The organism is Streptomyces sp. NPDC096176, assembly GCF_044763255.1.
Taxonomy (GTDB): Bacteria; Actinomycetota; Actinomycetes; order Streptomycetales; family Streptomycetaceae; genus Streptomyces.
This window is the reverse complement of the sequence record NZ_JBIWFV010000006.1, coordinates 205,291-229,113: the sequence shown is the minus strand read 5'-3', so window position 1 is coordinate 229,113 and position 23,823 is coordinate 205,291. Positions and strand designations below refer to the sequence as shown.

22 protein-coding genes and 1 riboswitch are annotated in these 23,823 nt (G+C 71.7%); of the genes, 13 read left to right on the top strand and 9 right to left on the bottom strand.

Translation table 11 applies throughout. From position 1 onward, the window contains the following. Window positions 1-219: 219 nt before the first annotated feature. The 4 genes from ACIQ7Q_RS18705 (at window position 220) to ACIQ7Q_RS18690 (ending at window position 5,906) form a co-directional block, all read left to right on the top strand. Window positions 220-768, top strand: coding sequence for a beta-class carbonic anhydrase (locus ACIQ7Q_RS18705; RefSeq protein ID WP_403862747.1), 549 nt, complete (start codon window positions 220-222; stop codon window positions 766-768). A 199-nt stretch (window positions 769-967) separates the two neighbouring features. Continuing rightward, window positions 968-2,014: an AAA family ATPase gene (locus ACIQ7Q_RS18700; RefSeq protein ID WP_403862744.1), complete on the top strand. Its 1,047-nt coding sequence runs from the start codon at window positions 968-970 to the stop codon at window positions 2,012-2,014. Next, window positions 2,014-3,375: a DUF58 domain-containing protein gene (locus tag ACIQ7Q_RS18695; RefSeq protein ID WP_403862741.1), complete on the top strand. Its 1,362-nt coding sequence runs from the start codon at window positions 2,014-2,016 to the stop codon at window positions 3,373-3,375. The genes ACIQ7Q_RS18700 and ACIQ7Q_RS18695 overlap by 1 nt, the downstream gene beginning before the upstream one ends. Then, window positions 3,372-5,906: a transglutaminaseTgpA domain-containing protein gene (locus ACIQ7Q_RS18690; protein WP_403862738.1), complete on the top strand. Its 2,535-nt coding sequence runs from the start codon at window positions 3,372-3,374 to the stop codon at window positions 5,904-5,906. Before ACIQ7Q_RS18695 ends, ACIQ7Q_RS18690 begins: the two co-directional genes overlap by 4 nt. A 349-nt stretch (window positions 5,907-6,255) precedes the next feature. Here the strand turns inward: ACIQ7Q_RS18690 and ACIQ7Q_RS18685 are convergent, their stop codons facing one another. The 3 genes from ACIQ7Q_RS18685 to ACIQ7Q_RS18675 all read right to left on the bottom strand — a co-directional run bounded on the left by ACIQ7Q_RS18685 (window position 6,256) and on the right by ACIQ7Q_RS18675 (window position 8,302). Next, entirely contained in the window at window positions 6,256-6,651 is a 396-nt protein-coding gene (locus ACIQ7Q_RS18685) for a DUF3040 domain-containing protein (protein ID WP_356634496.1), read from the bottom strand. A gap of 247 nt (window positions 6,652-6,898) precedes the next feature. Beyond that, on the bottom strand, window positions 6,899-7,615 hold the full coding sequence (locus ACIQ7Q_RS18680) for a class I SAM-dependent methyltransferase (protein ID WP_403863577.1): 717 nt from the start codon (window positions 7,613-7,615) through the stop codon (window positions 6,899-6,901). A 147-nt stretch (window positions 7,616-7,762) separates the two neighbouring features. After that, window positions 7,763-8,302 carry an SAV_6107 family HEPN domain-containing protein gene (locus ACIQ7Q_RS18675; protein ID WP_403862735.1) on the bottom strand — a complete coding sequence of 180 codons (540 nt, stop codon included), beginning with the start codon at window positions 8,300-8,302 and terminating at the stop codon, window positions 7,763-7,765. A gap of 206 nt (window positions 8,303-8,508) precedes the next feature. On the opposite strand from ACIQ7Q_RS18675, the gene ACIQ7Q_RS18670 reads away from it, so the two are divergent. From ACIQ7Q_RS18670 to ACIQ7Q_RS18650, 5 genes are all read left to right on the top strand, one after another. Further along, entirely contained in the window at window positions 8,509-9,444 is a 936-nt protein-coding gene (locus ACIQ7Q_RS18670) for an ATP-binding cassette domain-containing protein (RefSeq protein WP_403863574.1), read from the top strand. Further along, complete coding sequence (locus tag ACIQ7Q_RS18665) at window positions 9,416-11,503, top strand: YhgE/Pip family protein (protein WP_403862732.1); 2,088 nt, start codon at window positions 9,416-9,418, stop codon at window positions 11,501-11,503. The genes ACIQ7Q_RS18670 and ACIQ7Q_RS18665 overlap by 29 nt, the downstream gene beginning before the upstream one ends. 29 nt (window positions 11,504-11,532) lie before the next feature. After that, window positions 11,533-12,147, top strand: a complete 615-nt coding sequence (locus ACIQ7Q_RS18660) for a TetR/AcrR family transcriptional regulator (protein WP_403862729.1) — start codon at window positions 11,533-11,535, stop codon at window positions 12,145-12,147. Between the two features lie 363 nt (window positions 12,148-12,510). Further along, on the top strand, window positions 12,511-13,134 hold the full coding sequence (locus tag ACIQ7Q_RS18655; RefSeq protein WP_403862726.1) for a DUF4126 domain-containing protein: 624 nt from the start codon (window positions 12,511-12,513) through the stop codon (window positions 13,132-13,134). 63 nt (window positions 13,135-13,197) lie between these two features. Then, window positions 13,198-14,694: a phytoene desaturase family protein gene (locus ACIQ7Q_RS18650; protein ID WP_403862723.1), complete on the top strand. Its 1,497-nt coding sequence runs from the start codon at window positions 13,198-13,200 to the stop codon at window positions 14,692-14,694. A 7-nt stretch (window positions 14,695-14,701) separates the two neighbouring features. Here the strand turns inward: ACIQ7Q_RS18650 and ACIQ7Q_RS18645 are convergent, their stop codons facing one another. From ACIQ7Q_RS18645 to ACIQ7Q_RS18620, 6 genes are all read right to left on the bottom strand, one after another. Then, entirely contained in the window at window positions 14,702-15,583 is an 882-nt protein-coding gene (locus ACIQ7Q_RS18645) for a hypothetical protein (protein WP_403862720.1), read from the bottom strand. A gap of 51 nt (window positions 15,584-15,634) precedes the next feature. After that, entirely contained in the window at window positions 15,635-16,552 is a 918-nt protein-coding gene (gene metF, locus ACIQ7Q_RS18640) for a methylenetetrahydrofolate reductase [NAD(P)H] (protein ID WP_403862717.1), read from the bottom strand. 111 nt (window positions 16,553-16,663) lie between these two features. Continuing rightward, complete coding sequence (thiE, locus tag ACIQ7Q_RS18635) at window positions 16,664-17,314, bottom strand: thiamine phosphate synthase (RefSeq protein ID WP_403862713.1); 651 nt, start codon at window positions 17,312-17,314, stop codon at window positions 16,664-16,666. A gap of 86 nt (window positions 17,315-17,400) precedes the next feature. After that, entirely contained in the window at window positions 17,401-17,766 is a 366-nt protein-coding gene (locus tag ACIQ7Q_RS18630) for an Rv2175c family DNA-binding protein (RefSeq protein WP_403862710.1), read from the bottom strand. 43 nt (window positions 17,767-17,809) lie between these two features. Next, complete coding sequence (locus tag ACIQ7Q_RS18625; RefSeq protein ID WP_403863571.1) at window positions 17,810-18,994, bottom strand: NAD(P)/FAD-dependent oxidoreductase; 1,185 nt, start codon at window positions 18,992-18,994, stop codon at window positions 17,810-17,812. A gap of 88 nt (window positions 18,995-19,082) precedes the next feature. Beyond that, window positions 19,083-19,424 carry a hypothetical protein gene (locus ACIQ7Q_RS18620; protein WP_403862708.1) on the bottom strand — a complete coding sequence of 114 codons (342 nt, stop codon included), beginning with the start codon at window positions 19,422-19,424 and terminating at the stop codon, window positions 19,083-19,085. Between the two features lie 51 nt (window positions 19,425-19,475). Continuing rightward, a riboswitch (TPP riboswitch) is annotated at window positions 19,476-19,587 on the top strand. Between ACIQ7Q_RS18620 and thiO the strand changes: the two genes are divergently transcribed. From thiO to pknB, 4 genes are all read left to right on the top strand, one after another. Further along, entirely contained in the window at window positions 19,585-20,751 is a 1,167-nt protein-coding gene (gene thiO, locus ACIQ7Q_RS18615) for a glycine oxidase ThiO (RefSeq protein WP_403862705.1), read from the top strand. (Overlaps the previous riboswitch by 3 nt.) Then, window positions 20,748-20,948 carry a sulfur carrier protein ThiS gene (thiS, locus tag ACIQ7Q_RS18610; protein ID WP_403862702.1) on the top strand — a complete coding sequence of 67 codons (201 nt, stop codon included), beginning with the start codon at window positions 20,748-20,750 and terminating at the stop codon, window positions 20,946-20,948. Before thiO ends, thiS begins: the two co-directional genes overlap by 4 nt. 6 nt (window positions 20,949-20,954) lie before the next feature. Then, a complete protein-coding gene (locus ACIQ7Q_RS18605; RefSeq protein WP_403862699.1) occupies window positions 20,955-21,749 on the top strand; it encodes a thiazole synthase in 795 nt (264 codons plus the stop codon). A 143-nt stretch (window positions 21,750-21,892) separates the two neighbouring features. Continuing rightward, window positions 21,893-23,818 (top strand): Stk1 family PASTA domain-containing Ser/Thr kinase, encoded by a 1,926-nt coding sequence (pknB, locus tag ACIQ7Q_RS18600; RefSeq protein WP_403862696.1) that lies wholly within the window; start codon window positions 21,893-21,895, stop codon window positions 23,816-23,818. The last annotated feature ends 5 nt before the right edge of the window (window positions 23,819-23,823 follow it).

The following is a 23,823-nucleotide window of genomic DNA, read 5'->3' as shown; positions in this document are numbered from 1 at the left end:
GCACGCGGGGAATTGTGCGGAAGGCCACCGCTGACGCGGATGGTGTCCGTGAACTTCGCGTCACTTTAGTCCACTGGTCCGGCCGGTCAATCAACCGGCCAGCGCGTCGCACGGGCCACCGCGTCATTCTTGTGGGTTACATCACTGCAAGGGTCGTTGACGTTCTTTTGTCCGCCCTCACACCGCGCCCGCCCGGTCGGTGACCGCTACCTTCATTCCATGTCGACTTCTGCGCACACACCCGCCGCCGCCGACGCCACACGCACCGGCGGCACCGTCACCGACCGTCTCGTCGAAGCGAACCAGCGCTACGCCGCAAAGTTCCAGGACCCCGGGATGGACGCGCGCCCTGTACTCAAGGTGGCCGTGGTCGCCTGCATGGACGCCCGCCTCGACCTGCACGCCGCGCTCGGCCTGGAACTGGGCGACTGCCACACCATCCGCAACGCCGGCGGCGTCGTCACCGACGACGTGATCCGCTCGCTCACGATCAGCCAGCGGGCGCTCGGCACACGCAGCGTGATACTCGTGCACCACACCGGCTGCGGTCTGGAGACCATCACCGAGGACTTCCGCATCGAGCTGGAGGAAGAGGTCGGGCAGCGGCCGGCGTGGGCGGTCGAGGCGTTCCGCGATGTCGACCAGGACGTACGGCAGTCGATGCAGCGCGTGCGCACCTCGCCGTTCCTGCTGCACGCCGACGACGTCCGCGGCTTCGTCTTCGACGTCACCACAGGGAAGCTGCGGGAGATCGACCCCGCTGCGTAAGCGGCCCGACACCCGGAATAACCGCCCAACCCCGACATATCTCATCCACTTATCCACAGGCGAGTGACACAACGCGGGAACGCCAACAAGAATGCGGGTGTGACCCCACTTCCGGACTCTCCGGAAGCGGTGTCCGTGTTTCGGGGTGGGCCGTGCCGTCTTGTGTGCACCGGCCCTAGAACGGGCCGAGGAGGGCCGGGTGACGACCTATGACGATCGAACGAGCCTCACAGATCTGACCACCACCGCGGATCGGATCCGCAGGTCGGTGGAGGGTGTGATCGAGGGCAAGCCAGAGGTCGTACGGCTTTCGCTGACCGTGTTGCTCGCGGAGGGACATCTGCTCATCGAGGATGTCCCCGGCGTCGGCAAGACGATGCTGGCCAAGACGCTGGCGCGATCCATCGACTGCTCGGTGCGGCGGATCCAGTTCACACCGGACCTGCTGCCTTCCGACATCACCGGGGTGTCGATCTTCGACCAGCAGCGGCGCGAGTTCGAGTTCAAGCCCGGCGCGATCTTCGCCCAGATCGTGATCGGCGACGAGATCAACCGCGCGTCGCCCAAGACGCAGTCCGCGCTGCTGGAGTCGATGGAGGAGCGCCAGGTCACCATCGACGGGCACAGCTATGAGCTGCCCAACCCGTTCATGGTGGTGGCCACCCAGAACCCGGTGGAGATGGAGGGCACCTACCCGCTCCCCGAGGCGCAGCGCGACCGCTTCATGGCGCGCGTTTCCATCGGCTACCCGAGCGCGGCCGCCGAGCTGCAGATGCTCGACGTCCACGGCGGCGTCTCCCCCCTGGACGACCTGCAGCCCGTGGCGCACGCCCACGACATCGTGAAGCTGATCGAGGCGGTGCGCGCGGTGCATGTCGCCGAGTCCGTCCGGCGTTACGCGGTGGACCTCGTCGCCGCGACCCGCAGCCACCCCGACCTCAGACTCGGCGCCTCACCGCGCGCGACGCTGCACCTGCTGCGCGCCGCGAAGGCGTCCGCGGCCCTCAGCGGACGCGACTACGCCCTCCCCGACGACGTGCAGGCGCTCGCCGTACAGGTCCTCGCGCACCGGCTGCTGCCCACGGCACAGGCCCAGCTCAACCGCCGCACGGCCGAGCAGGTGGTCCTGGACATCGTCCAGCGCACGGCCGTTCCCACCACCGGCAGCTCGGACGGCGCATACGTCTCCGGCCGGCTGGCACAGTCGCCGCTCTACGGCCAGCAGCCCGGCGCCCGGCGGCTGTGATGACACCCGTAGGGCCCGCCGCCTCTGCGGGCCCGGATGGCAAGGAAGCCGGCGGCATGCGGGCGGCGCTCGGCGGGCTCACCACCCGCGGTCGCTCGTTCCTCGCCGCCGGTGTGGCAGCCGCCGTGTGCGCGTACGTCCTGGGCCAGAGCGACCTGCTCCGTGTCGGGCTGCTGCTCGCCGCGCTGCCGCTGATCTGCGTGACCGTGCTGTACCGCACCCGCTACCGCGTCGCGGCCAGCCGCCGGCTGTCGCCGGGCCGGGTTCCCGCCGGTTCAGAGGCGCGGGTGCATCTGCGGATGGACAACGTCTCGCGGATGCCGACCGGGCTGCTGATGCTCCAGGACCATGTGCCCTATGTGCTGGGTCCGCGGCCCCGCTTCGTCCTGGACCGGGTCGAGGCTGGCGGCAGGCGCGAGGTGTCCTACCGGGTCCGTTCCGATCTGCGGGGGCGCTATCCGCTCGGACCGCTCCAGCTGCGGCTGAACGACCCGTTCGGCATGTGTGAGCTCACCCGCTCGTTCAGCGCCTTCGACACCCTCACGGTCATACCTCGCACCGAGTCGCTGCCCGCGGTTCGGCTGGCGGGCGAGGCCTCCGGCTACGGCGACGGCCGCCAGCGCTCGCTCGCCCTGGCCGGCGACGACGACATCATCCCGCGCGCCTACCGCTATGGCGACGACCTGCGCCGGGTGCACTGGCGCTCCACGGCGCGCTACGGCGAGCTCATGGTGCGGCGCGAGGAGCAGCCGCAGCGGGCCAGGTGCACCGTGCTGCTGGACACCCGCCGACTGGCCTATCAGGGCGCGGGCCCCGACTCGGCCTTCGAGTGGGCGGTGTCCGGCGCGGCCTCCGCTCTGACGCATCTGCTGGAACGCGGCTTCGCCGTCCGGCTGTTGACGGACACGGGAAGCTCCGTCCCCGGTGAGGGCGCCGAGGGGTTCGCCTCTTCTCAGGAGTCCGCGGAGTCCGCCGGTCTGATGATGGACACGCTCGCCGTCGTCGACCACTCCGACGGCGCCGGTCTGTCGCGGGCGTACGACGTGCTGCGCGGCGGCGGCGAAGGGTTGCTGGTCGCCTTCTTCGGCGATCTGGACGACGAACAGGCCGAGCTGGCGGCCAGGATGCGGCAGCGCAGCGGTTCCGCCGTCGCGTTCGCGATGGACAGTGGCACCTGGCTGACCGGCGGTGCTGTGAAAGGCGCGCTCGACGACCGGCTGCGGCAGCTGCGCGAGGCCGGCTGGACGGCACTGGCGGTGATGCCGGGGACGCGGCTCGCGGACCTGTGGCAGCAGGCGGCCCGGGAGCGCCCCGGCGAGACGTCGACCGCCGGTACGAACTCCTGGGGAGGTTGGTCATGAGCGGTCGCGGACGGCTTGCGCTGTGCGCCTTCGCCGCCACGCTGATGGCGGCGGCGTCGCTGCTGCCCCTGGTCGATCCGCCCAACTGGCTGATTCAGGCAGCGTTCCTGCTGGCGGTCCAGACCGGGGCGGGCGCGCTCGCGCGGCGGGTGCCGCTGGCCCGGCCCCTGACCGTGGCGGCGCAGGTGCTGGTGACGCTCCTGGTGCTCACCGTCGTCTTCACACGCGAACAGGCGGTGCTCGGCCTGCTGCCGGGGCCCGACTCGTTCGCCCGGTTCGGCGAGCTGCTGCAGGCCGGTACCGACGACGTCGGCAAGTACGCCATCCCGGCCCCCGCGACCGACGGCATCAGACTGCTGGTGATCGGCGGCGTGCTGGTCATCGGTCTGGCCGTCGACGCACTGGCCGTGACGTTCCGCAGCGCCGCACCGGCCGGTCTTCCGCTCCTGGCGCTCTACTCGGTGGCCGCCGGGCTCTCCGGCGGCGGGGCCAGCTGGCTGTGGTTCCTGCTTGCCGCTTCCGGCTATCTGCTGCTGCTGCTCGCCGAAGGCCGAGACCGGCTGTCCCAGTGGGGGCGCGTCTTCGGCGGCGCCGGCAGTGCCCGGCGACGTTCGACCGGCGGATTGGACATGACGGACGGGCGTCCGCAGGCCCCGATCCGAGCGGGCCGCAGGATCGGTGTGGTCGCGCTGGGCGTCGCGCTCGCGGTCCCGGCGGCCCTGCCGGCCTTGGACGGCGGCCTGCTCGGCGGCGTGGGCAACGGCCCTGGCGGCGGGGTGGGAGGAGGCGGTGGCGGCACCATCTCGGCCGTCAACCCCCTGGTCTCGCTCCAGGACAATCTGAACCAGCCCCAGAACCGCGAGGTGCTTCGCTACCGCACCAACGCGCCGGACAACCGGGACATGTATCTGCGGATCCTGGCCCTCGACCGGTTCGACGGCACCTCGTGGCGCTCCTCGGAGCGCAAGGTCACCAACGTGCCCGAGCGTCTGCCGGAGCCGGCCGGTCTGAGCCCGTCGGTTCAGGTCACCGAGGTGAAGACCAACCTGTCCGCGGCCGGCGACTACAAGCAGAACTGGCTGCCGATGCCCTACCCGGCGACGACGGTGGCCATCGAAGGCCGGTGGCGCTTCGAGCCCGCCGGACGGACCCTGGTCGGCGACCGCAGGCAGACCACGGCCGGCGTGCAGTACTCGGTCGGCAGCCTCGTCGTGCAGCCGACCCAGGAGCAGCTGGCAGACGCTCCCGCACCGCCCGCCGCGCTGTTGCAGGAGTACACCCGCGTGCCCGACGTGCTCCCGGACGATGTCAGGGAAACCGCCGTCACGGTCACCAGGGGCGCCACGAACGACTACGAGCGAGCGAAGAAGCTCGAGGAGTGGTTCGCGGACAACGGTGGCTTCCAGTACAACACGGATGTCCGCTCGGGCACGGGCGCGACGGCGATCAGCCGCTTCCTGAAGGACAAGAAGGGCTTCTGCGTCCACTTCTCGTTCTCGATGGCGGCCATGGCCCGCACGCTGAACATCCCGGCGCGGGTGGCGGTGGGCTTCCAGCCCGGCACCACGCAGTCGGACGGCACGGTGTCGATCGGTCTGCGCGATGCCCACGCCTGGCCCGAACTGTACTTCGAGGGTGTGGGGTGGACCCGCTTCGAGCCGACGCCGAGCCGCGGCAGCCGTCCCGAGTACACCCAGGAGCAGACGCCTTCCGGCGGGCCCTCCGACCCGGCGCAGCCGGAAGAGGGCAGCTCCGCCGCCCCGGCACAGACCGACCGGCCCCAGGACGCCTGCCCCCGCCAGGAGCGGCAGCTCGGCGAGTGCGGCGCGGCCGCACCGCGTGACGTCCAGCCGCCGTCGGCCGACGAGTCGTCCGTGGGCACGGTGTTGCTGGTGGTGCTCGGCTCGGCTGTCGGGCTGTTGCTGCTGGCGGTGCCGCTGCTGTGGCGGATCGCGACACGCGCCCGCAGACTGACCGCGTCGGTGAGCCGGCCGGCACAGCGCGACGCCGACGCGACAGGTCCGGACCCCGACGGCTCCGGCTCGTCCGGGGTGTCGTTGGAGGCGAGCGCCGGAGCGGTCGCCGGCCGCACGGCAGTGGACGATCGTGGCCGGACGCTGGCGGCGTGGCAGGAGGTCACCGACTCGGCATGGGACGTCGGCATCCTCCCCGACGAATCGCTGACGCCGCGCAAGGCGGCGGCCCGCATCGTCACTCTCGGCAAGCTGGAGGACGAGCCCGCGGCAGCCGTGCATCGGATGGCCCGCTCGGTGGAGCAGGTCCTCTACGCGCCGGTCCCGCGATCCGGCACGGGCCTCTCCAAGGACGCGCGGCAGATCCACGCCGGCCTGCTCGACGCGGTGGGCTTCTGGCCCCGGATGCGGGCGCTGCTGCTGCCCCGCTCGTCTGTCCGGGTCCTGTGGGCTCTGAGCGAGCGCTGGTCGGCCTTCACGGCCCGGTGGTCCGTACGCCGCCTGCCGCTCGAACGGTGGGCGCAGGCAGTTCGCCGACCGAGCCGGCAGCGGGGCTGAGGCCGGGGGGCGGGCCCGGCCGCGCACCTAGGCCGCTCGGTCCGGGCGCGGGCTCAGGCGCGCGCCTGGGCCGCTCGGTCCGGGCGCGGGCTCAGGCGCGCGCCTGGGCCGCTCGGTCCGGGCACGCGGCCGGCCGGAGCGTGCCGTGGGGCAGGTGCCCCGGGGGCAGTTGGCGCACTGGGGTGTGACGGGGCCGCCGTGCGCGTCGCGTTGGACGTCGGCTCGTGTGGTGCAGACCTCGTACACGGATGAGGGGCGACGCTCGAAAGCGTCGCCCCTCATCCGTACTCCAAGCCTGTGCCCCGGGGGGCCACTATCCGGTCCGGGGAAAGTCCGGTGACCGGTGAACTCAGTGGCCGCCCTGCTCGTCGCGGCGGCGCTGCCACCGCTCCTCGATCCGGTGCATCATCGATCTGCGTTGGTGCGGTTGTCGGCGTCCCTGCTCGCCGGTTGCCTGCTGCTGTTCGCCCGGCTTCGGCGCTTTGCGCCAGCCCGTGACCGCGAGAACCGCACAGCCGAGCATCACCAGGAAGCCCACCACACTGATCCAGATCTGCTGGGCGACCATACCGGCCATGAGGAGCGCGATACCCACCAGGAAGCCTGCGACCGCCTGGTAGACCCGTCGCCGGGTGTACGTACGCAGCCCGCTTCCCTCAAGCGCTGTAGCGAACTTGGGATCTTCGGCGTACAGCGCTCGCTCCATCTGCTCGAGCATTCGCTGCTCGTGCTCCGAGAGCGGCACGGAGTCCTCCTCGTCGTCGGTCGCGGGGGCGACCGGTATGCGGCCCTTTCAGGATAGGCAGGGATTCGCCCCCGTGAAACCCGCCCTCTCGCAAACGCCATTCCGGGCCGCCATGCCCGATCGGGGTGCTGAGGCGTTGATTCCCCAACCTCCGATCCGTCATGCCGGATGGTGTCCCCCGATCATACGGGGCGACGGCCGCCAACGGAGGGTCTGTGGCGTACTCCATCTGCGGCTGCGCCCCTGATCAGCCCCGCTTCTCCCCCAGGACGTGCAGCTGGGTCGCGACGGAGTGGAAGGCGGGAAGCTCGGCGGCGGCTGCCTCCAGCTTCAGCAGCGCGTCCAGCGCGCCGGGCTCGGTGTCCACCAGAACGCCGGGGACCAGGTCGGCGAAGACCCGCACCCCGTGGACCGCGCCGACCTCGACACCGGCCTGCGTGACGGCCTCGGTGAGCTGCTCGGCGGTGAAGCGTCGGGGCACCGGGTCGCCCGCTCCCCAGCGGCCGTCTGGGTCGGAGAGCGCCTGTCGGGCCTCGTTGAAGTGCCCGGCCAGGGCGCGGGCGAGGACGGCGCCGCCGAGGCCTGCGGCGAGGAGGCTGAGCGCTCCGGCGGGCCGGAGCGCCGCCACCGCGTTGCGAACGCCCTCGGCGGGATCGTCCACGTACTCCAGCACACCGTGGCACAGGACGGCGTCGTAGCCGCCGCGCTCGACGACGTCGAACAGGCCGTGAATGTCGCCCTGGACGCCGCGTACCCGGTCGGCGACCCCGGCCTCCGCCGCCCGCCGCTCGAGCGCGAACAGCGCGTTCGGGCTGGGGTCGACGACCGTGACCCGATGACCGAGCTGGGCGGCGGGCACCGCGAAGTTGCCGGTGCCGCCACCGGTGTCCAGGATGTCCAGGGAGTCCGTCCCGGTCGCCTTGACCCGACGGTCGAGAGCCTCCTTGAGGACCTCCCAGACCACGGCGGTACGGAGGGAGGCGCGAGAGGGTCGCGGTGGGGTCTCCCCACCGGCGGGGGACGGTTCCGACACGGCTGTTGGCTCCTCGGGCGATGTACTGGTGACCTCAGTCCACCCTATTGCCTCCGACTCCCCCGCCAGCGATCCGTCTCACCCCGCGGCGTCCCCGCGCTCCGGCTGCTGCGGCCTGGGCTGCGGGAGCACGGGCTGCAGCACCAGCAGACGCTCGACCAGCCTCAGGAACATGGCCGCGTCCCGCAGCAGGTCGTCGGCGTCACGGCGACTGGCCGCGCCCCGTATGCCCGCCTCCGCGCGCGCCCGGCGCTCGGCCCCGGAGGCGAACAGCAGGCTCCACTCGGAAAGCTCGGGCGCGATCTCCGGCAGGACCTCCCACGCGCTGCGGATGCGCTGCCGGCGGCGCGGACCGGTCTCGGGGCGAACGCGGGCGGCGAGCACCGCGGCGGCCGTGCGCAGGGCGGCCAGATGAGCCGTGGCATACCGCTCGTTGGGCTGGTCGAAGCTCTCGGCCTCCTCGAGCCCGGCGCGGGCCTGGGCGAGCAGATCGAGAGCGGCGGGCGGTGCGGACGCGCGGCGCGGGACGGGGTGGACGTCGTGCGCGGAGCCGGTCGATGAGGGGGCGGTGCCGGTGGCGCGGCGCCGGTGTGCGGCGGCTGCCGAGTAACTGGCCATGACGAGCCTCCTGTCGTCGTGTGACGGCGCTGTGGCCGTATGTGTCCATCGTGGAGGCCGCCACTGACAGTCCGCGCTGACCTGCCCTTTTGCTCCGACCACGGGTTCGGGGGTAGTTTTTGAACTGACTGGTCAGTCCAAAAACTGACAAGGAGAAGGAAACCGGGGATGGGATGGGGATCGGGGTGGGGAACGTGGACAGCCCGCTGGACAGCCCGCGCGGCGCGGCCGTCGCCGCCGAGGGATTCGGACTGAAAGGCCCGCGCGGCTGGGCGTTCCGCTCGGTGGACATCGACGCCGCGCCGGGGGCGCTCGTCGCGATCGAGGGCTCGTCGGGTTCGGGGCGCACGAGTTTGCTGCTCGCACTCACGGGACGGATGAGGCCCTCGGAAGGCCGCGCCGAGGTCGCCGGCCTCGAACTGCCGCGCAGGATGGCGGCGGTGCGTCGGATCAGCGCGCTCGGCCCGGTGCCGGGAGTCAGCGACCTCGACCCGGCACTCACCGTCGCGGAGCATCTGCGCGAACGGGCCTTGCTGCAGCGGCGTTTCGACGGTTCGCTGCGCGCCCTGCTGCGGCCCCGCGCGGAGCGGTCCGCCGCCGCGCGGGAGCGCATCGAGAAGGCGCTGTCCGCCGCGGGGCTCGACCTGGCGGCGCTGCCCAAGCGGGACCGCACGTCCGTACGCGACTTGGAGCGGCTGGAGGAGCTGCGGCTCTCCGTCGCCCTCGCGCTGATCGCCGAGCCCCGGCTGCTCGCGGTCGACGACACCGACCTCAAGCTCTCCGACGCCGACCGTGCCACGGCCTGGGCGCTCCTGCGCTCGATCGCGGACAGCGGCACGACGGTGCTCGCGGTGTGCAGCCAGGCCCCCGAGGACGCGGTCGCCGTCCGTACGACGGGCGCCGTCCGCGACGAGGACGAGGGCCCCGACGCCGCGCCCGTGGACACGGATCGGGACGCGCTCGACACGGACGCCGGCGCCGGCACCAAGAGCGGGACCGGGACCGACTCGCACACGGACACCGAGACCGAGACCGGGACCGACACGCACACGGACACCGAGACCGAGACCGGGACCAGGTCGGAAGAGAACACCTACGAGGAGGGGGCGGCCGATGCGCTCGCCGAAACTGGCCGCGCTTGAGCTGAGGCGCTTCGGCAGGGGGAAGCTGCCCGCCGCCGCGATCGTCGCGGTCCTGCTGCTGCCGCTGCTCTACGGCGCCCTGTACCTGTACTCGTTCTGGGACCCGTACGGCAGGCTCGACAAGGTCCCCGTGGCGCTCGTCAACGACGACAAGGGCGCTACCGCCGCCGGCAGGAAGATCGTGGCCGGCGACGAGATCACCAAAGGGCTGCGCGACAGCAAGGTCTTCCAGTGGCACGAGGTGAGCGACGCCGAGGCCCGCAAGGGCGTCGAGGACGGTACGTACTACCTGTCGCTGACCATGCCTGCGGACTTCAGCCGGCGCATCGCCTCCAGCTCGGGCGACTCCCCCGAGACCGGCGCGCTCCAGGTCCGCACGAACGACGCGAACAACTACATCGTCGGGCAGATCTCGCGGACGGTCTTCTCCGAGGTGCGCACCGCCGCGTCGACCGATGCCTCCCGGTCGTTCCTCGACCGGATCTTCATCTCGTTCTCCGACATCCACGAGGCGACGGAGAAGGCGGCGAAGGGCGCCGACAAGCTCAAGAGCGGTGTCGGGAGGGCGAAGAAGGGCTCGGAGGACCTCGCCGACGGGCTCAAGGACGCGAAGGACGGCAGCGGCAAGCTGTCGGGGGGCATCAGCAAGCTGCACAAGGGTGCCGGTGAGCTCGAGACCGGCTCCCGTCAGGTCGCCGACGGGACCCAGACGCTCGCCGACAAGGTCAACAGGGTCGCCGACGAGGTGCGCCCGTATCTCAAGGACAGCGGGAAGTCGATCGGTGACTCGGCCCGGCTGGTGGCCGACTCGTCGCGGGCCGTGCAGCACAACCTGGACCGTCTGGTCGAACGGGCGCCGGGCGCGGCGGTGCTCGCCCACAAGTCCGCCGACGCGCTCGCCGAGATCCACCGCACCCAGTGCGAGGACGCGTTGCTCCCCGACGCCGAGGCCTGTGCCGAGCTCAAGCGCGCCAAGACGGCGGCGGCCGACGTCGCCAAGATCGCCGACGACCTCAACGTGCTGATCGGCAACAGCAACGGCGATCTGAAGGCACTGAAGAAGCAGCTCGCCGGCCTGGAGAAGAAGGCCGACGCCCTCGCCAAGCGTGCTCCGAAACTGGACGGGGACCTGGCGTACACCGTCCGCAAGGTCAACGAGCTCAACACCGGTGCCCACAAGGTCGCCACAGGCGCCGACCGGTTGCACACGGGTCTGACCACCGCCAAGAAGGGCTCCACCGACCTGGACACCGGCGTGGGCAAGCTCGAGAAGGGCGCGGGCGACCTGGACGGCGGACTCTTCCGGCTGGCCGACGGGTCGACCGAGCTGGCCGTGGGGCTGAACAGCGGCGTGGACAAGATCCCGGACTACGGCAAGAAGGACCGCGACCGCCGCACGGAGGTGATGGCCGACCCGGTCCAGCTGGCCGGCAAGTCCCTTCACACGGCGCCCAATTACGGCACCGGCTTCGCCCCGTACTTCATCCCGCTGTCCCTCTGGGTGGGCGCGATGGTGGCGTACATGATCATCCAGCCGCTCAACCGCAGGGCCCTCGCCGCCGGGGCGTCCGCCTGGCGGATCGCGACGGCGGGCTGGTTGCCGGTGGCTGCGATCGGCCTGCTCCAGGTGGCGGCTCTGATGTCCGTCCTGTACTGGGGCCTTGGCCTCGAAATGGCCTACGCGGCCGGCACCGTGGGCTTCCTCGCCCTCGTCACCTGCTGTTTCGCGGCGATCATCCAGTGGCTCAACGCCCGCTTCGGCGCCGCCGGCCGCATCCTGGTCCTCGCGGTCCTGATGCTCCAGCTGACCTCGGCGGGCGGCACCTACCCGGTGCAGACGAGCCCCGGGTTCTTCGGCGCCGTCCACCCGTTCCTGCCGATGACGTATGTCGTCGAGGCGCTGCGCAGGCTGATCACGGGCGGCGGTCTCGGCCCGGTCTGGCAGGCGTGCGCGGTGCTGCTGGCCTTCACCGCAGGCGCGCTGGCGCTGACCGCCCTGTCCGCGCGGCGCAAGCAGGTGTGGACGCTCGACAGGCTGCACCCGGAGCTGAGTCTGTGATCATGGGCGGACCTGTGAGAATCGATGTCATGGACAGCAGCAGCACCAGGCGCCGGGCGACGCGCGCCAAGCTCTACGAGGCAGCCGTGACGCTCATCGCGGAGCAGGGCTTCTCGGCCACCACGGTCGACGAGATCGCCGAGCGCGCCGGGGTCGCCAAGGGCACGGTCTACTACAACTTCAAGAGCAAGACCGAGCTCTTCGAGGAGCTGCTGCGTTTCGGAGTCGGCCTGCTCACCGCCTCCCTGCAGCAGGCCGCCGACGAGACGGCGGAGCGCGGCGGCTCCAGGATCGAGGCGCTGGACGCGATGATCCGGGCCGGGCTCGTGTTCATCGACCGCTACCCGGCCTTCACCCAGCTGTATGTCGCCGAGCTCTGGCGTACCAACCGCGCCTGGCAGTCCACGCTCCTCGTCGTGCGGCAGCAGGCGGTGGCCGTCGTGGAGACGGTCCTGCGAGAGGGCGTGGAGGCCGGCGAACTGAGCGAGGAGATCGACGTTCCGCTCACGGCCGCCGCGCTGGTCGGGATGGTGCTGGTGGCGGCTCTGGACTGGCAGGCGTTCCAGCGGGAGCGGTCGCTGGACGATGTGCACGGGGCGCTGGCCCTGCTACTGCACGGCCGGGTGAGCGGCCGCCGGGACTGACGGCCCGGAGCACGGTCGGGGGATCGACGAAACGCCGGGCGGGCTGGAGTTTCCAGCCCGCCCGGCGTTTCCCGTTCCCCCGTTCCCCGCTCTCCCCCGTGGTCCGAAGAGCCCGGTCCCCCCTTGTCCCCCGTGGTCGTGGGCTCTCCGTCCTGCAACCCCCGTTCCGTCAGGGGAGCCGCGCCGTTCCGCCGCCCCGTGTCGTCGGTGCCGGCGCCGCGCCCCTTCCGTGGTCCCCACTCTTCCGTCCGCGCGGCTGGGACCCATCCGCGCGGATACTCATCTCGGCGGCTAGGTACGGATACTCAGCTCTGCGCACCGAAGCCCACCTTCCGCGGCCGCCGGCTGGTTACGATCGCGTCCGTGCCCGTACTCCCCCTCGTCTTCACCAGCGGCTGGGCCAGCGGGATCAACGCGTATGCGGTGGTCCTCCTGTTTGGCATCTTCGGCGCGACCGGAGTGTCCGACCAGGTGCCCCAGTCGCTGCAGCGAACCGACGTCCTGATCGCCGCGGGGGTGCTCTTCCTGTGCGAGGCGGTGGCCGACAAGATCCCGTACGTCGACTCGATATGGGACTCCGTCCACACCGTGATCCGGCCCGTGGCGGGCGCGGTCGTCGCCGCGCTTCTGGCGGGCGAGAGCGGGTCGCTGCCGGAGCTCGCGGCGGGCGCCGTGGGCGGTTCGACCGCCCTGTTGAGTCATCTGGTCAAGGCCGGCACGCGGATGGCCGTCAACACGTCGCCGGAGCCGTTCAGCAACATCGCCGTGAGCGTGGCGGAGGACCTGGGTGTCGCCGGGATCATCTCGTTCGCCGTCTTCAACCCGGTGGCCGCGGCGATCATCGCGGGCGCTCTGCTGGTGCTGGGCATCGTCACCGTGTTCTTCCTGGCCTCGAGGATCCGCCGTTTCCTGCGGCGCAGGGCCCAGCGCCGGGAGGAGAAACGCCTGACAGGCGCGGCGCGCTCCCGCAGACCACCGGACTGGTGACCTCGGCACCGCCGGGAACACCCGGCCCGGTGCGTGTCGGTCCTGATCAGTAGAGTCGCCTGCATGGCACGGATTGCGGTGATCGGCGCCGGGATGGGCGCCATGGCGGCTGCCGCCCGGCTGGCCGTGGCAGGCCACCGGGTGACGGTGTACGAGCGTTCGGCGACGTACGGCGGTTCCCTGGGCCGCTTCGAACGGGACGGCTTCGCCTTCGACACCGGGCCCGGTCTGCTGCATCTCCCGGCGGTGTGGCGGGATCTGTTCGTCAAGACCGGCAAGGAGCCGCTGGAGCGGTGCGTCGAGCTGACGCAGGTCGACCCCGCGAGCCGGCACCTCTTCGCCGACGGCACCGACGTCCTCCTGCCGAACGCATCGAGGGCCGGCATCGTCTCCGCCCTCGAATCGGCGCTCGGGCCCGGATCGGGCGAGCGCTGGGGCGAGTTCCTGGGGCGGGCACGCGAGACATGGGAGCGCTCGCGACGCCCTCTGCTGGAGGAGCCGCTGCCCTCCGACGTCTCGCCGCTGTCGAGGGATCTCTATCCGGCGCTGCGGCAGGGTCTGTTGCGGCGATCGGCCCGCACACTCTCCGAGGTCGGCACGCGCGAGCTGCGCGACCCGCGCCTGGCGGCGCTGCTCGGCAGCCATGCCGCGGCGTACGGGCTGGACCCGGGTACCGCACCCGCCTCGGCCGCCGTACTGCCGTACATGGAGCAGACCTTCGGCTCCTGGTACGTCAAGGGCGGCCTGCGTGTCCTCGCCGACGCGGTGTACGAGCGCTGTCTGGCCCGGAAGGTGGAGTTCGTCTTCGGATCCGCCGTGACGGGCGTGCTGGAGAAGGACGGTCGAGCGCGGGGGCTCGAGCTCGAGCGCGGCGGTCCGGTCGAGGCCGACGTCGTGGTGTCGGGCGCCTGGATGCCGTCGCTGTTCGAGGAGCACATCGGCCTGCGGAGCCTGCGTGCCGAGTGGCCGCACTGGCAGCCGATGGTGCGGACCGGGCGGGTGAGTGTCCATCTCGCCCTGCGCGGCGGTCCCGAGGCGGGGGCCGTGCACCGCACGGTGGTCCACGCCGCGGACCCCGTCGCTGAGTGGGACGCGATCCACGCCGGAGGGCCCGGCCCGCACCCGACGGTGACCGTTCTGCGGCCGGACGACCCGCTGCTGCGGCCGGACGACGACCACGAGACGGTCACTCTGGTGTCAACGGTGCCGGCCGAGGTGCACGGCGGCCAGACCTGGGACCGGCTCGCCGATGCGACCGCGGACCGGATGGTGGAGGTCGCAGAGGCCGCGGTGCCGGGCCTGCGTGAGCGGCTCCTGTGGCGAGAGGTGCGCCATCCGGAGCACACGCGCCGTGCTACGGGCACCGGCCGGGTTCCGGCCCCGGCCCTTGCGGGAGCCGACGGCGCGTTCCTGCCCCTGGTCAACGCCGGGAGTCTGTCCGGTCTGTTCTTCGCCGGCGGCTGGGCGCACCCCGGGGGCGGGCTGGCGCACGCGGGGATGTCCGGGGCGCTGGTCGCCGGGCTGATCGTGGAGGGCGCGGACTTCCGCGGCTCGCAGTAGCGGTCTCTCAGTAGCGGTACTGCTGCTGCTCGTTGTACCCGGGATCGTAGTAGGCCGAGGGCTGCTCCGGCTGCTCCCCGTCACGCTGCTGCGGCACCCAGACCCCGCCGGGCGGGGTCTCGCTGTAGCCCTCCTGCTGCCCGTGGCCGGCGTACTGCTGCTGGTCGGCGTAGCCACCGTATGAGTCGTAGGTGCTGTACTGCTGGCCGCCCACGTACGGATCCGAGTAGGTGGAGTACTGCTGCTGGCCGCTGCCGTAGTCGTACTGTCCGGCGTAGGCCGTCTGCGCGGCGGGCTGCTGCTGGCCGTAGTCGCCGTACGCGTCGTAGGTGCCGTAACCCGAGTCGTAGGTGGCGTACTGCCGGCCCTCCTCGGGGGCGGCCTGCCGCTCCGCGTCCCGCCGGGCGGCGTACGCGTCCTCCGTGTAGATGCCGTACTGCCCGGTCTCGTCGGGCAGCGGCTCCGGTTCGTAGACCTCGGGCGCCGCCTGGGGCGCCGCTGGGTCGTGCTCGGCGGCGTAGGACTCGGGCGTGTTGTACTCGGGCGTGTCGTAGGAGAGGCCGGTGACCTCCAGTGAGGGCTCCCGGTCGGCCTTCTGGGCAGTGCCGGACCTGCGCCGCCTGCTCACGCCGGGGCTGCCGCCGAGTGCCCAGCCGGTGGAGAAGCCGCGCCGGAAGGAGAGCGTCACATATGTCTGACCGACCGCGAACGCCATCGCACCGAGGGCGATGACCACCACCGACGGCAGCAGCACGCCTATGACGACGCCCAGGAACCCGGCGAAGGCGAGCAGCCGCCAGCGCAGACGGGCCTTGTACTGGAGCAGCACCTCACCGAGGAGCCACAGCGCGACGATTCCGAACGCGACGTAGAGGACCGTCCAGCCCATGCCCGCCCCTCTCCTGCGGCCGCCGCCCCGGGGCGGGGCGGGTACGGCCTGTCAGGACTGCTCGTGCAGTCCGAGATTCTCGTAGATCTCGAGCGTCGCGGTGGAGCTGTTGAGCGTGATGAAGTGCAACCCGGGGACACCCTCGGCGAGCAGCCTGGCGCCGAACTCCGTCGCGAACTCGATGCCAATGGAGCGTACAGCGGCTGGATCGTCCTTGACCGCGAGGATCCGCTCTTTCAGCTCCGCCGGGAAATGCGCGTTGCTCAGGGCGGCGAACCGGTCGATCTGCTTGACGCTGGTGACGGGCATGATCTCGGGGATGATCGGGGTTTCGCAACCCGCTGCGGCGACCCGGTCGCGAAGCCGCAGATAATCCTCGGGCCGGAAGAACATCTGCGTGATCGCATAGTCGGCACCGGCGCGGCATTTGTCGACGAAGCACCGGATGTCCTCGTCCCAGTCGACCGAGCGCGGATGCATCTCGGGGAAGGCGGCGACGCCCACACAGAAGTCGCCGGACTCCTTGATGAGCCGGACGAGCTCCGCGGCGTACTGCACGCCCTCGGGGTGCTTGACCCACTCCCCCATCGGGTCGCCGGGCGGGTCGCCCCGGACGGCGAGGATGTTGCGGATGCCGGCGTCCGCGTACTGGCCGATCATGTTGCGCAGTTCGGCGATGGAGTGGTTCACCGCCGTGAGGTGCGCGACGGGCGTCAGGGTGGTGTCGGCGGCGATCTGCTGGGTGGCCTTGACCGTGCCGGCGCGGGTGGACCCGCCGGCGCCGTAGGTCACGGAGACGAAGTTCGGCGCGACCGCCTCGACCCTGCGCAGCGCGTTCCACAGGTTCCGCTCGCCCTTTTCCGTCTTCGGCGCCCAGAACTCGAACGAGTACGACGTTTTGCCCGTCGCAAGCAGGTCGCGCACCGTGCGTGCGCGATCCGTTCTGGTGGAAGCAGTACCGAGGGCCATACCCGCAGGTTAGCCAGACCGAGAGGGTCACCCAACCGAATCAAGGAAATATGCCGGATTTGTCCATCTCTTGTCCATCCCTTGGACAGAGATGGACGATCACCACCGGTCTCACACGCTTCGGACCCTGACCCGCTTCGCCAGGTCGGCGGCGGCCGCGGCCGGGTCGTCCGCCTCGGTGACGGCCCTCACCACGACCACCCTGCGGGCCCCCGCGTCCAGCACCTCTTCCAGATTGCCGGCATCGATGCCGCCGATGGCGAACCAGGGCCGGTCACCGCCGAGGGCGGCCGTGTAGCGGACGAGGTCGAGGCCGGGGGCGTGCCGCCCGGGCTTGGTCGGGGTCGGCCAGCAGGGGCCCGTGCAGAAGTAGTCCACACCCCGCTCGGCGGCGGCGGCCGCCGCCTCGGCCTCGGCGTGCGTCGAACGGCCGATGAGCACGGCGTCCCCGAGGACCGCGCGCGCGGCGGGCACCGGCAGATCGCCCTGCCCCAGGTGCAGCACGTCGGCGCCGATGGCATGCGCCACGTCGGCGCGGTCGTTCACCGCGAGGAGCTTGCCGTGCCTACGGCAGGCATCGGCGAAGACCTGGAGGTGCTCCAGCTCCTCGCCCGCCTCCATGCCCTTGTCGCGCAGCTGCACGATGTCCACGCCGGACGAGAGCACGGCGTCGAGGAACTCGGGAAGGTCTCCCTGCCGCTTGCGGGCGTCCGTGCAGAGATAGAGCCGGGCGTCGGACAGCAGTGCGCGAGCCGTGGACATGAGGCGATCCCCCCGTTGGTCGGCCGGGTGCTCGGGCCGGACGGCCGGCCCCGAGCACCCGGCCGGTAGTGGTGTTCTCCGTGGCGTCAGACGGCGAGCGCCTGGGCCCGGCGCTTCACCTCCGTGCCGCGATTCTCCCCGAGCGCCTGGGCAGGGGTGCCCGGCAGGGTCGGGTCCGGAGTGAAGAGCCACTCCAGCATCTCTTCGTCGGTGAAGCCGTCGTCCCGCAGGAGCGTCAGGGTCCCTGCGAGACCCTTGACCACCTTGTTGCCGTCGATGAAGGCGGCAGGCACCTGCAGCGCACGGTTCTCACCGCGGCGCACGGCGATCAGCTGGCCCTCCTTGACCAGCTGGCGCACACGCGTCACCTCGACATCGAGCATTTCCGCGATGTCGGGCAGGTAGAGCCAGGCGGGGACGAGAGCATCGATCTTTGCGTCAATCTCGGTCACAGGACAAGCCTGCCATCCGGGACCGACAGTCGGTAGCCGGGACCTACCGCGCTACCGCCTTCAGAGGGACGGACGGGTCGGCGGCCCGCTCCGGATCCAGCACTGCCTCCGACAGGATCAGCCTGCGCCCCTGCGCCAGATCACGGGCCCTGCCGACAGCCAGCAGCGCCACCAGCTTCTCTTCGCGCAGCCACAGTACCGACCAGGTGTCGTCGTCCGGCCGGCCGCGCCACAGCAGGGTGTCGGCGGCGGCGTGGTGGCCCGCGTACTGGACGAACCGGCCGAACTGCTCCGACCAGAAGTACGGCACCGGGTCGTACACCTCGGCGCCCGGGCCGCCCTTCCCGGCCGCGTCCGTGAGGATGTTCGCCGCGACCGTGCGCGGCCCTTGGAGCGCGTTGTCCCAGTGATGGACCAGCAGCCGCTCGCCGTAGCGGCCGGACGGGTAGGAGGCGCAGTCTCCGACGGCGTACACATCGGGCGCGGAGGCACGCAGGTGGCGGTCCGCGACGACCGAGCCGTCCGGGCCGAGTTGGATGCCGGAGTCCTCGAGCAGGCCCGTGGCGGGCCGTGCGCCGATACCGACGACGACGGCGCCGGCCGGGATCCTGCGCCCTCCGACCAGGACCACGGCGCCCGGCTCGACGGTGGCCACACGGGCGCCGGTGACGAGTTCCGCCCCGTACTGCCCGTACCAGGCGGCCATCGGAGCGGCGACCTCCGCGGGCATGGTGCCGGCGAGCGGGCGGTCGGCGGCCTCGACGACGGTGACGGCGCAGCCGGCCTGGCGGGCCGCGGTCGCGAACTCCGCGCCGATCCAGCCCGCGCCGACCACGACGATGTCGTGCTGCTCGGTGAGCAGCGGCCGCAGCCGGGCGGCGTCGTCGAGGGTGCGCAGCAGATGGACGCCCGGTACGCCCCGGGTGCCGGGCAGCGTGATGGGCTCCGCGCCGGTGGCGAGGACCAGGACGTCGTACGGGACGGGGCCGGCCGCGGTGTCCACCTCGTGCGCCCCGGTGCGCACGCCGGTGACCTCGACGCCCAGGCGCAGCTCGACGTCGAGGGCCTCGAAGTCGATGTCGAAGGCCGAGTCCTCCGCCTTGCCGAGCAGGATCGCCTTGGACAGCGGCGGCCGGTCGTACGGTTGGTGCGGCTCGGCGCCGATCAGGGTGACCGGTCCGGTGAAACCCTGCTCCCGAAGCGCGACCGCGGTCTGCACTCCGGCCATGCCCGCACCGACGATCACCACGCGCCGCCGCGGCGCTGTCTGCTGCTGCCGTTCGTCCACCCGCACACCTTACGTACCTGACAGTGAGTCAGGAAGGCAGCTCCTCGACCACGCTCGTCCCGCTGCCCTCCTGGGACTCCCACTCCCATGTCTCCTCCAGCCGCACACGGCCGTCCGGCAGGTCCACGACCGTGGAGACGCAGTGCCCCGAGGAGGTGGCGCCGTCCGCCTTCAACTGCACGTAGCGGAAGTCGAGACGGTCGCCGTCCCGGGTCCCCACGAGGTGTCCGCGGACCACGTCGCCGCCCTCGTACTCGGCCCAGATCCGGCCCCGCTCCTCGTGGTACGTGAACCGGGTCCGGGTGCCGACCTGCCCCGGAGCCTGGTCGGCGACCGGTGAGAGAACGAGTCCGTCGAGCGTCCTTGCCACTGCTGCGGCTCCCTTACTGCGTGGCGGGGCGGGAGGTTAGGGTGGCCACCGTAAGGCACTCGCGGGAGCCCGGACGCACCGGGCTGAGAGGGAGGCTGGCGGCCTCCGACCGTACGAACCTGATCCGGGTCATGCCGGCGAAGGGAGGGGCTGGACGCCCATGTCTCGTACTCGACACACCCCTGACGTCCTTGTCATAGGGGGCGGGATCATCGGTCTGGTCACGGCCTGGCGAGCAGCGCAGAGCGGGCTGGACGTCACCGTCGCCGATCCAGAACCGGGCGGCGGGGCCGCTCAGGTCGCGGCCGGGATGTTGGCCGCCGTCACCGAACTCCACTACGGCGAGCAGACCCTGCTCGGCCTCAACCTCGAATCCGCCCGCCGTTACCCGGCCTTCGTCGCGGAGCTCGAGGAAGCGAGCGGTCAGCGGGTCGGCTACCGCTCCTGCGGCACGCTCGCCGTCGCCCTCGACGCCGACGACCGCGCACATCTGCGTGAGCTGCACGCCCTGCAGCGCCGCTCGGGACTCGCGTCCGAGTGGCTCACGGGCCGTGAGTGCCGCCGCCTCGAGCCGATGCTGGCCCCCGGCGTACGCGGCGGGCTGCGGGTGGACGGCGACCACCAGGTCGACCCGCGACGGCTGGCCGCCGCGCTTGTCGTCGCCTGTGAGCGGGCCGGCGTGGACTTCCGCCGCACCTGGGTGCAGCGGCTGGTGGTGGCCGCCGACCGGGCGGCCGGAGCCGTACTCGCCGACGGCGGCGAACTCGCCGCGGGTCAGACCGTGTTGGCCGGGGGCAGCCTGAGCGGACGGCTGGAGGGCGTACCGGCGGACGTTCTTCCGCCCGTACGGCCGGTGAAGGGCCAGGTCCTGCGGCTGACCGTGCCGCGCCCGTACGCGCCGTTCCTCTCGCGCACCGTACGGGCGGTGGTGCGCGGCAGCCATGTGTACCTGGTGCCCCGGGAGGACGGCGAGCTGGTGGTCGGCGCGACCAGCGAGGAACTCGGCTGGGACACGACGGTCACCGCGGGCGGGGTGTACGAGCTGCTGCGCGACGCGCACGAGCTCGTGCCCGGCATCACCGAGCTGCCCCTCGTCGAGACGCGGGCCGGACTGCGGCCCGGCTCCCCCGACAACGCGCCTCTGCTGGGCTTCACCGAGCTGCCCGGCCTGCTGCTGGCCACCGGGCACTACCGCAACGGTGTGCTGCTGACGCCGGTAACCGGCGACGCGCTGGCGGGCGCGCTGGTGAGCGGCGAACTGCCCGAGGTGGCACGGGCCTTCTCCCCCCGCCGCTTCTCTTCCGTCCTCCAGGAGCAGCCCGCATGAACGTGTCCGTCAACGGCGAAGTCCGAGAGTTCGCCGACAGCACCACCCTGGACGCCGTCGTCGCCGCGCTCACCGCGGCGCCCTCGGGAGTCGCCGCGGCCGTCAACGAGACCGTCGTGCCGCGCAGCCAGTGGGCCGGCACCCCGCTCGGCGACGGCGACCGTGTCGAAGTTCTCACCGCAGTGCAGGGAGGCTGATCCGTCGTGGCCGACGACCGTTTCACCATCGGGGAGACCACATTCGACTCCCGGCTGATCATGGGCACCGGCGGGGCGCCCAGCCTCGACGTTCTCGAACGTTCGCTCGTCGCGAGCGGCACGGAACTGACGACCGTCGCGATGCGGCGCCTCGACCCGACCGTCCAGGGTTCGGTGCTGTCCGTGCTGGACAAGCTCGGCATCCGGGTCCTGCCGAACACCGCGGGGTGTTTCACGGCAGGTGAGGCGGTCCTCACCGCGCGTCTCGCACGGGAGGCGCTGGGCACCGACTGGATCAAACTCGAGGTCGTCGCGGACGAGCGAACGCTGCTGCCGGACGGCGTCGAACTGCTGGACGCGGCAGAAACGCTCGTCGACGACGGCTTCACCGTGCTGCCGTACACGAACGACGACCCGGTGCTCGCGCGGAAGCTGGAGGACGTGGGCTGCGCCGCGATCATGCCGCTGGGCTCGCCGATCGGCTCCGGGCTCGGCATCCGCAACCCCCACAACTTCCAGTTGATCGTCGAGCAGGCGGACGTGCCGGTGATTCTGGACGCGGGCGCCGGCACGGCGTCGGACGCGGCGCTGGCGATGGAGCTGGGGTGCGCGGCGGTGATGCTGGCGTCGGCGGTGACGCGGGCGCAGGAGCCGGTGCTGATGGCGGAGGCGATGCGGCGGGGCGTGGAGGCGGGGCGGCTGGCGTTCCGTGCGGGGCGGATCCCGCGGCGGCACTTCGCACAGGCGTCGTCGCCGGTCGAGGGGGTAGCGGCGCTGGATCCGGAGCGACCCGCTTTCTGAGGGGGCGAGGGGTGGCCCTGCGGGGCCACCCTCCTACGGCGTGGGGCTTCGGATACGTCCCGCGCGTCACAGCTCGGCTGCAGTCGTGGCCCGGCTCTGCCCGGCCCGTCGGCCCTGTCCGTCCCGGCTCGTAGAATCGCCGCGTGGACACGACCCTCCAGGACCCTCTCGTCGGGCAGCTGCTCGACGGCCGCTACCGAGTCGATGCGCGCATCGCCGTCGGCGGCATGGCCACGGTCTACCGGGCCGTCGACATCCGTCTCGACCGGGTGCTCGCCCTCAAGGTGATGCATCCGGCCCTCGCCACGGACGCCTCGTTCGTGGAGCGCTTCATCCGCGAGGCGAAGTCCGTGGCGCGCCTGGCCCATCCCAACGTGGTGGGGGTTTTCGACCAGGGCGCCGAGGGCGCGTACGTCTATCTGGCCATGGAGTACGTCGAGGGCTGCACCCTCCGTGACGTGCTGCGCGAGCGCGGCGCGCTTCAGCCGCGGGCGGCGCTGGACATCCTTGAGCCCGTGCTGGCCGCCCTCGGCGCCGCGCACCGGGCCGGGTTCGTCCACCGGGACATGAAGCCGGAGAACGTGCTGATAGGGGACGACGGCCGGGTCAAGGTCGCCGACTTCGGTCTTGTGCGCGCTGTCGGTTCCGTCACAAACACGTCGGGCACGGTCCTCGGTACCGTCTCGTACCTCGCACCGGAGCAGATCGAATACGGAACGGCCGACACCCGTGCCGATGTGTACGCGTGCGGGGTGGTCCTGTACGAGATGCTGACCGGCTCCAAGCCGCACGCCGGGGACACCCCCGCCCAGGTGCTGTTCCAGCATCTGAACGCGGACGTTCCGGCGCCCTCCGCGCTCTTTCCCGCCCTCGCCGTCGAGCTGGACGAGCTCGTCGCGAGCGCGACCGCCCGGAATCCCGAGGTCCGTCCGTACGACGCGGTGGCGCTGCTGGCACAGGCTCGTGAGGCGCGGTCGGCGCTGAGCGCCGAGCAGCTGGACGCGGTGCCGCCCCAGGCCCGCGCCGAGGACCCGGCTCCCGACGCCGCCGACGACCGTACGGACGTGATTTTGCGGGCACTCCCCCGCGAGGAGCCCGAGATCCACCACACGGCCCGGCTGGCCATGCCCCGCCCGGAGCCGGACGTGGCCGCCCCTGCACCGCCCCGGGCCGCCTGGCCGCCCCGTCGAGGCGTGGTCGCTCTGCTGATCGCGGTGGTCGCCGTTCTCGGTATCGGTGCGGGCGTCTGGTACATCAACTCGGGCCAGTTCACGCGTGTGCCCGCCCTGATCGGCAAGAGCGAGAAGGAGGCACGGCAGACCCTCGACAAGGCGGGTCTGGACGTGAAGGGGGTCCGCCACGACTTCAGCGAGACCGTCGTGCGGGGCACGGTCATCAGGACCGACCCCGGCACGAACGAGCGCATCCGGGGCAACGGCTCGGTGACAATCACCATCTCCCGCGGGCCGAAGATCGTGAAGGTGCCGCATGTGGTGGGCGAGCCGCTCGCCAAGGCGGAGCGCGAGCTGCGCCGAGCCGGACTGGCGCCGGGCGTGGTGACCCGGGAGTTCGACGAAAGCGTCGCGCAGGGCTCGGTGATCAGCACCGACCCGGCCGCGGACAGCAGCCGCAGCCCCGACACCGCCGTATCGCTCGTGGTCAGCAAGGGCGCACCGATCGACGTCCCCGATGTGACGGGTGAGTCCGTCGAGGACGCCACCGCCGACCTCGAGGAGGCGGGCCTGAAGGTGAAGGTCGCCGCAGCGCGGATCCACTCGGCCGAGGAGGCGGGGGCGGTCGCACGGCAGTCGGCGGCCGAGGGCACACAGCGCGCCCGCGGCGACACGATCACGCTCACGGTCTCCAAGGGTCCGCGGATGGTCGAGGTCCCCGATGTCGTAGGCGACACCGTGGACGACGCCACCGCCGAGCTGGAGGCGGCCGGCTTCGAGGTGAAGGTCGAGAAGAACTTCCCCTTCCTCGGCGACAAGGTCGAGAGGCAGTCCACCGAGGGCGGCGGTCAGGCGCCCGAGGGCAGCATCATCACCATCAAGATCAAGGGGCTGTAGTTCTG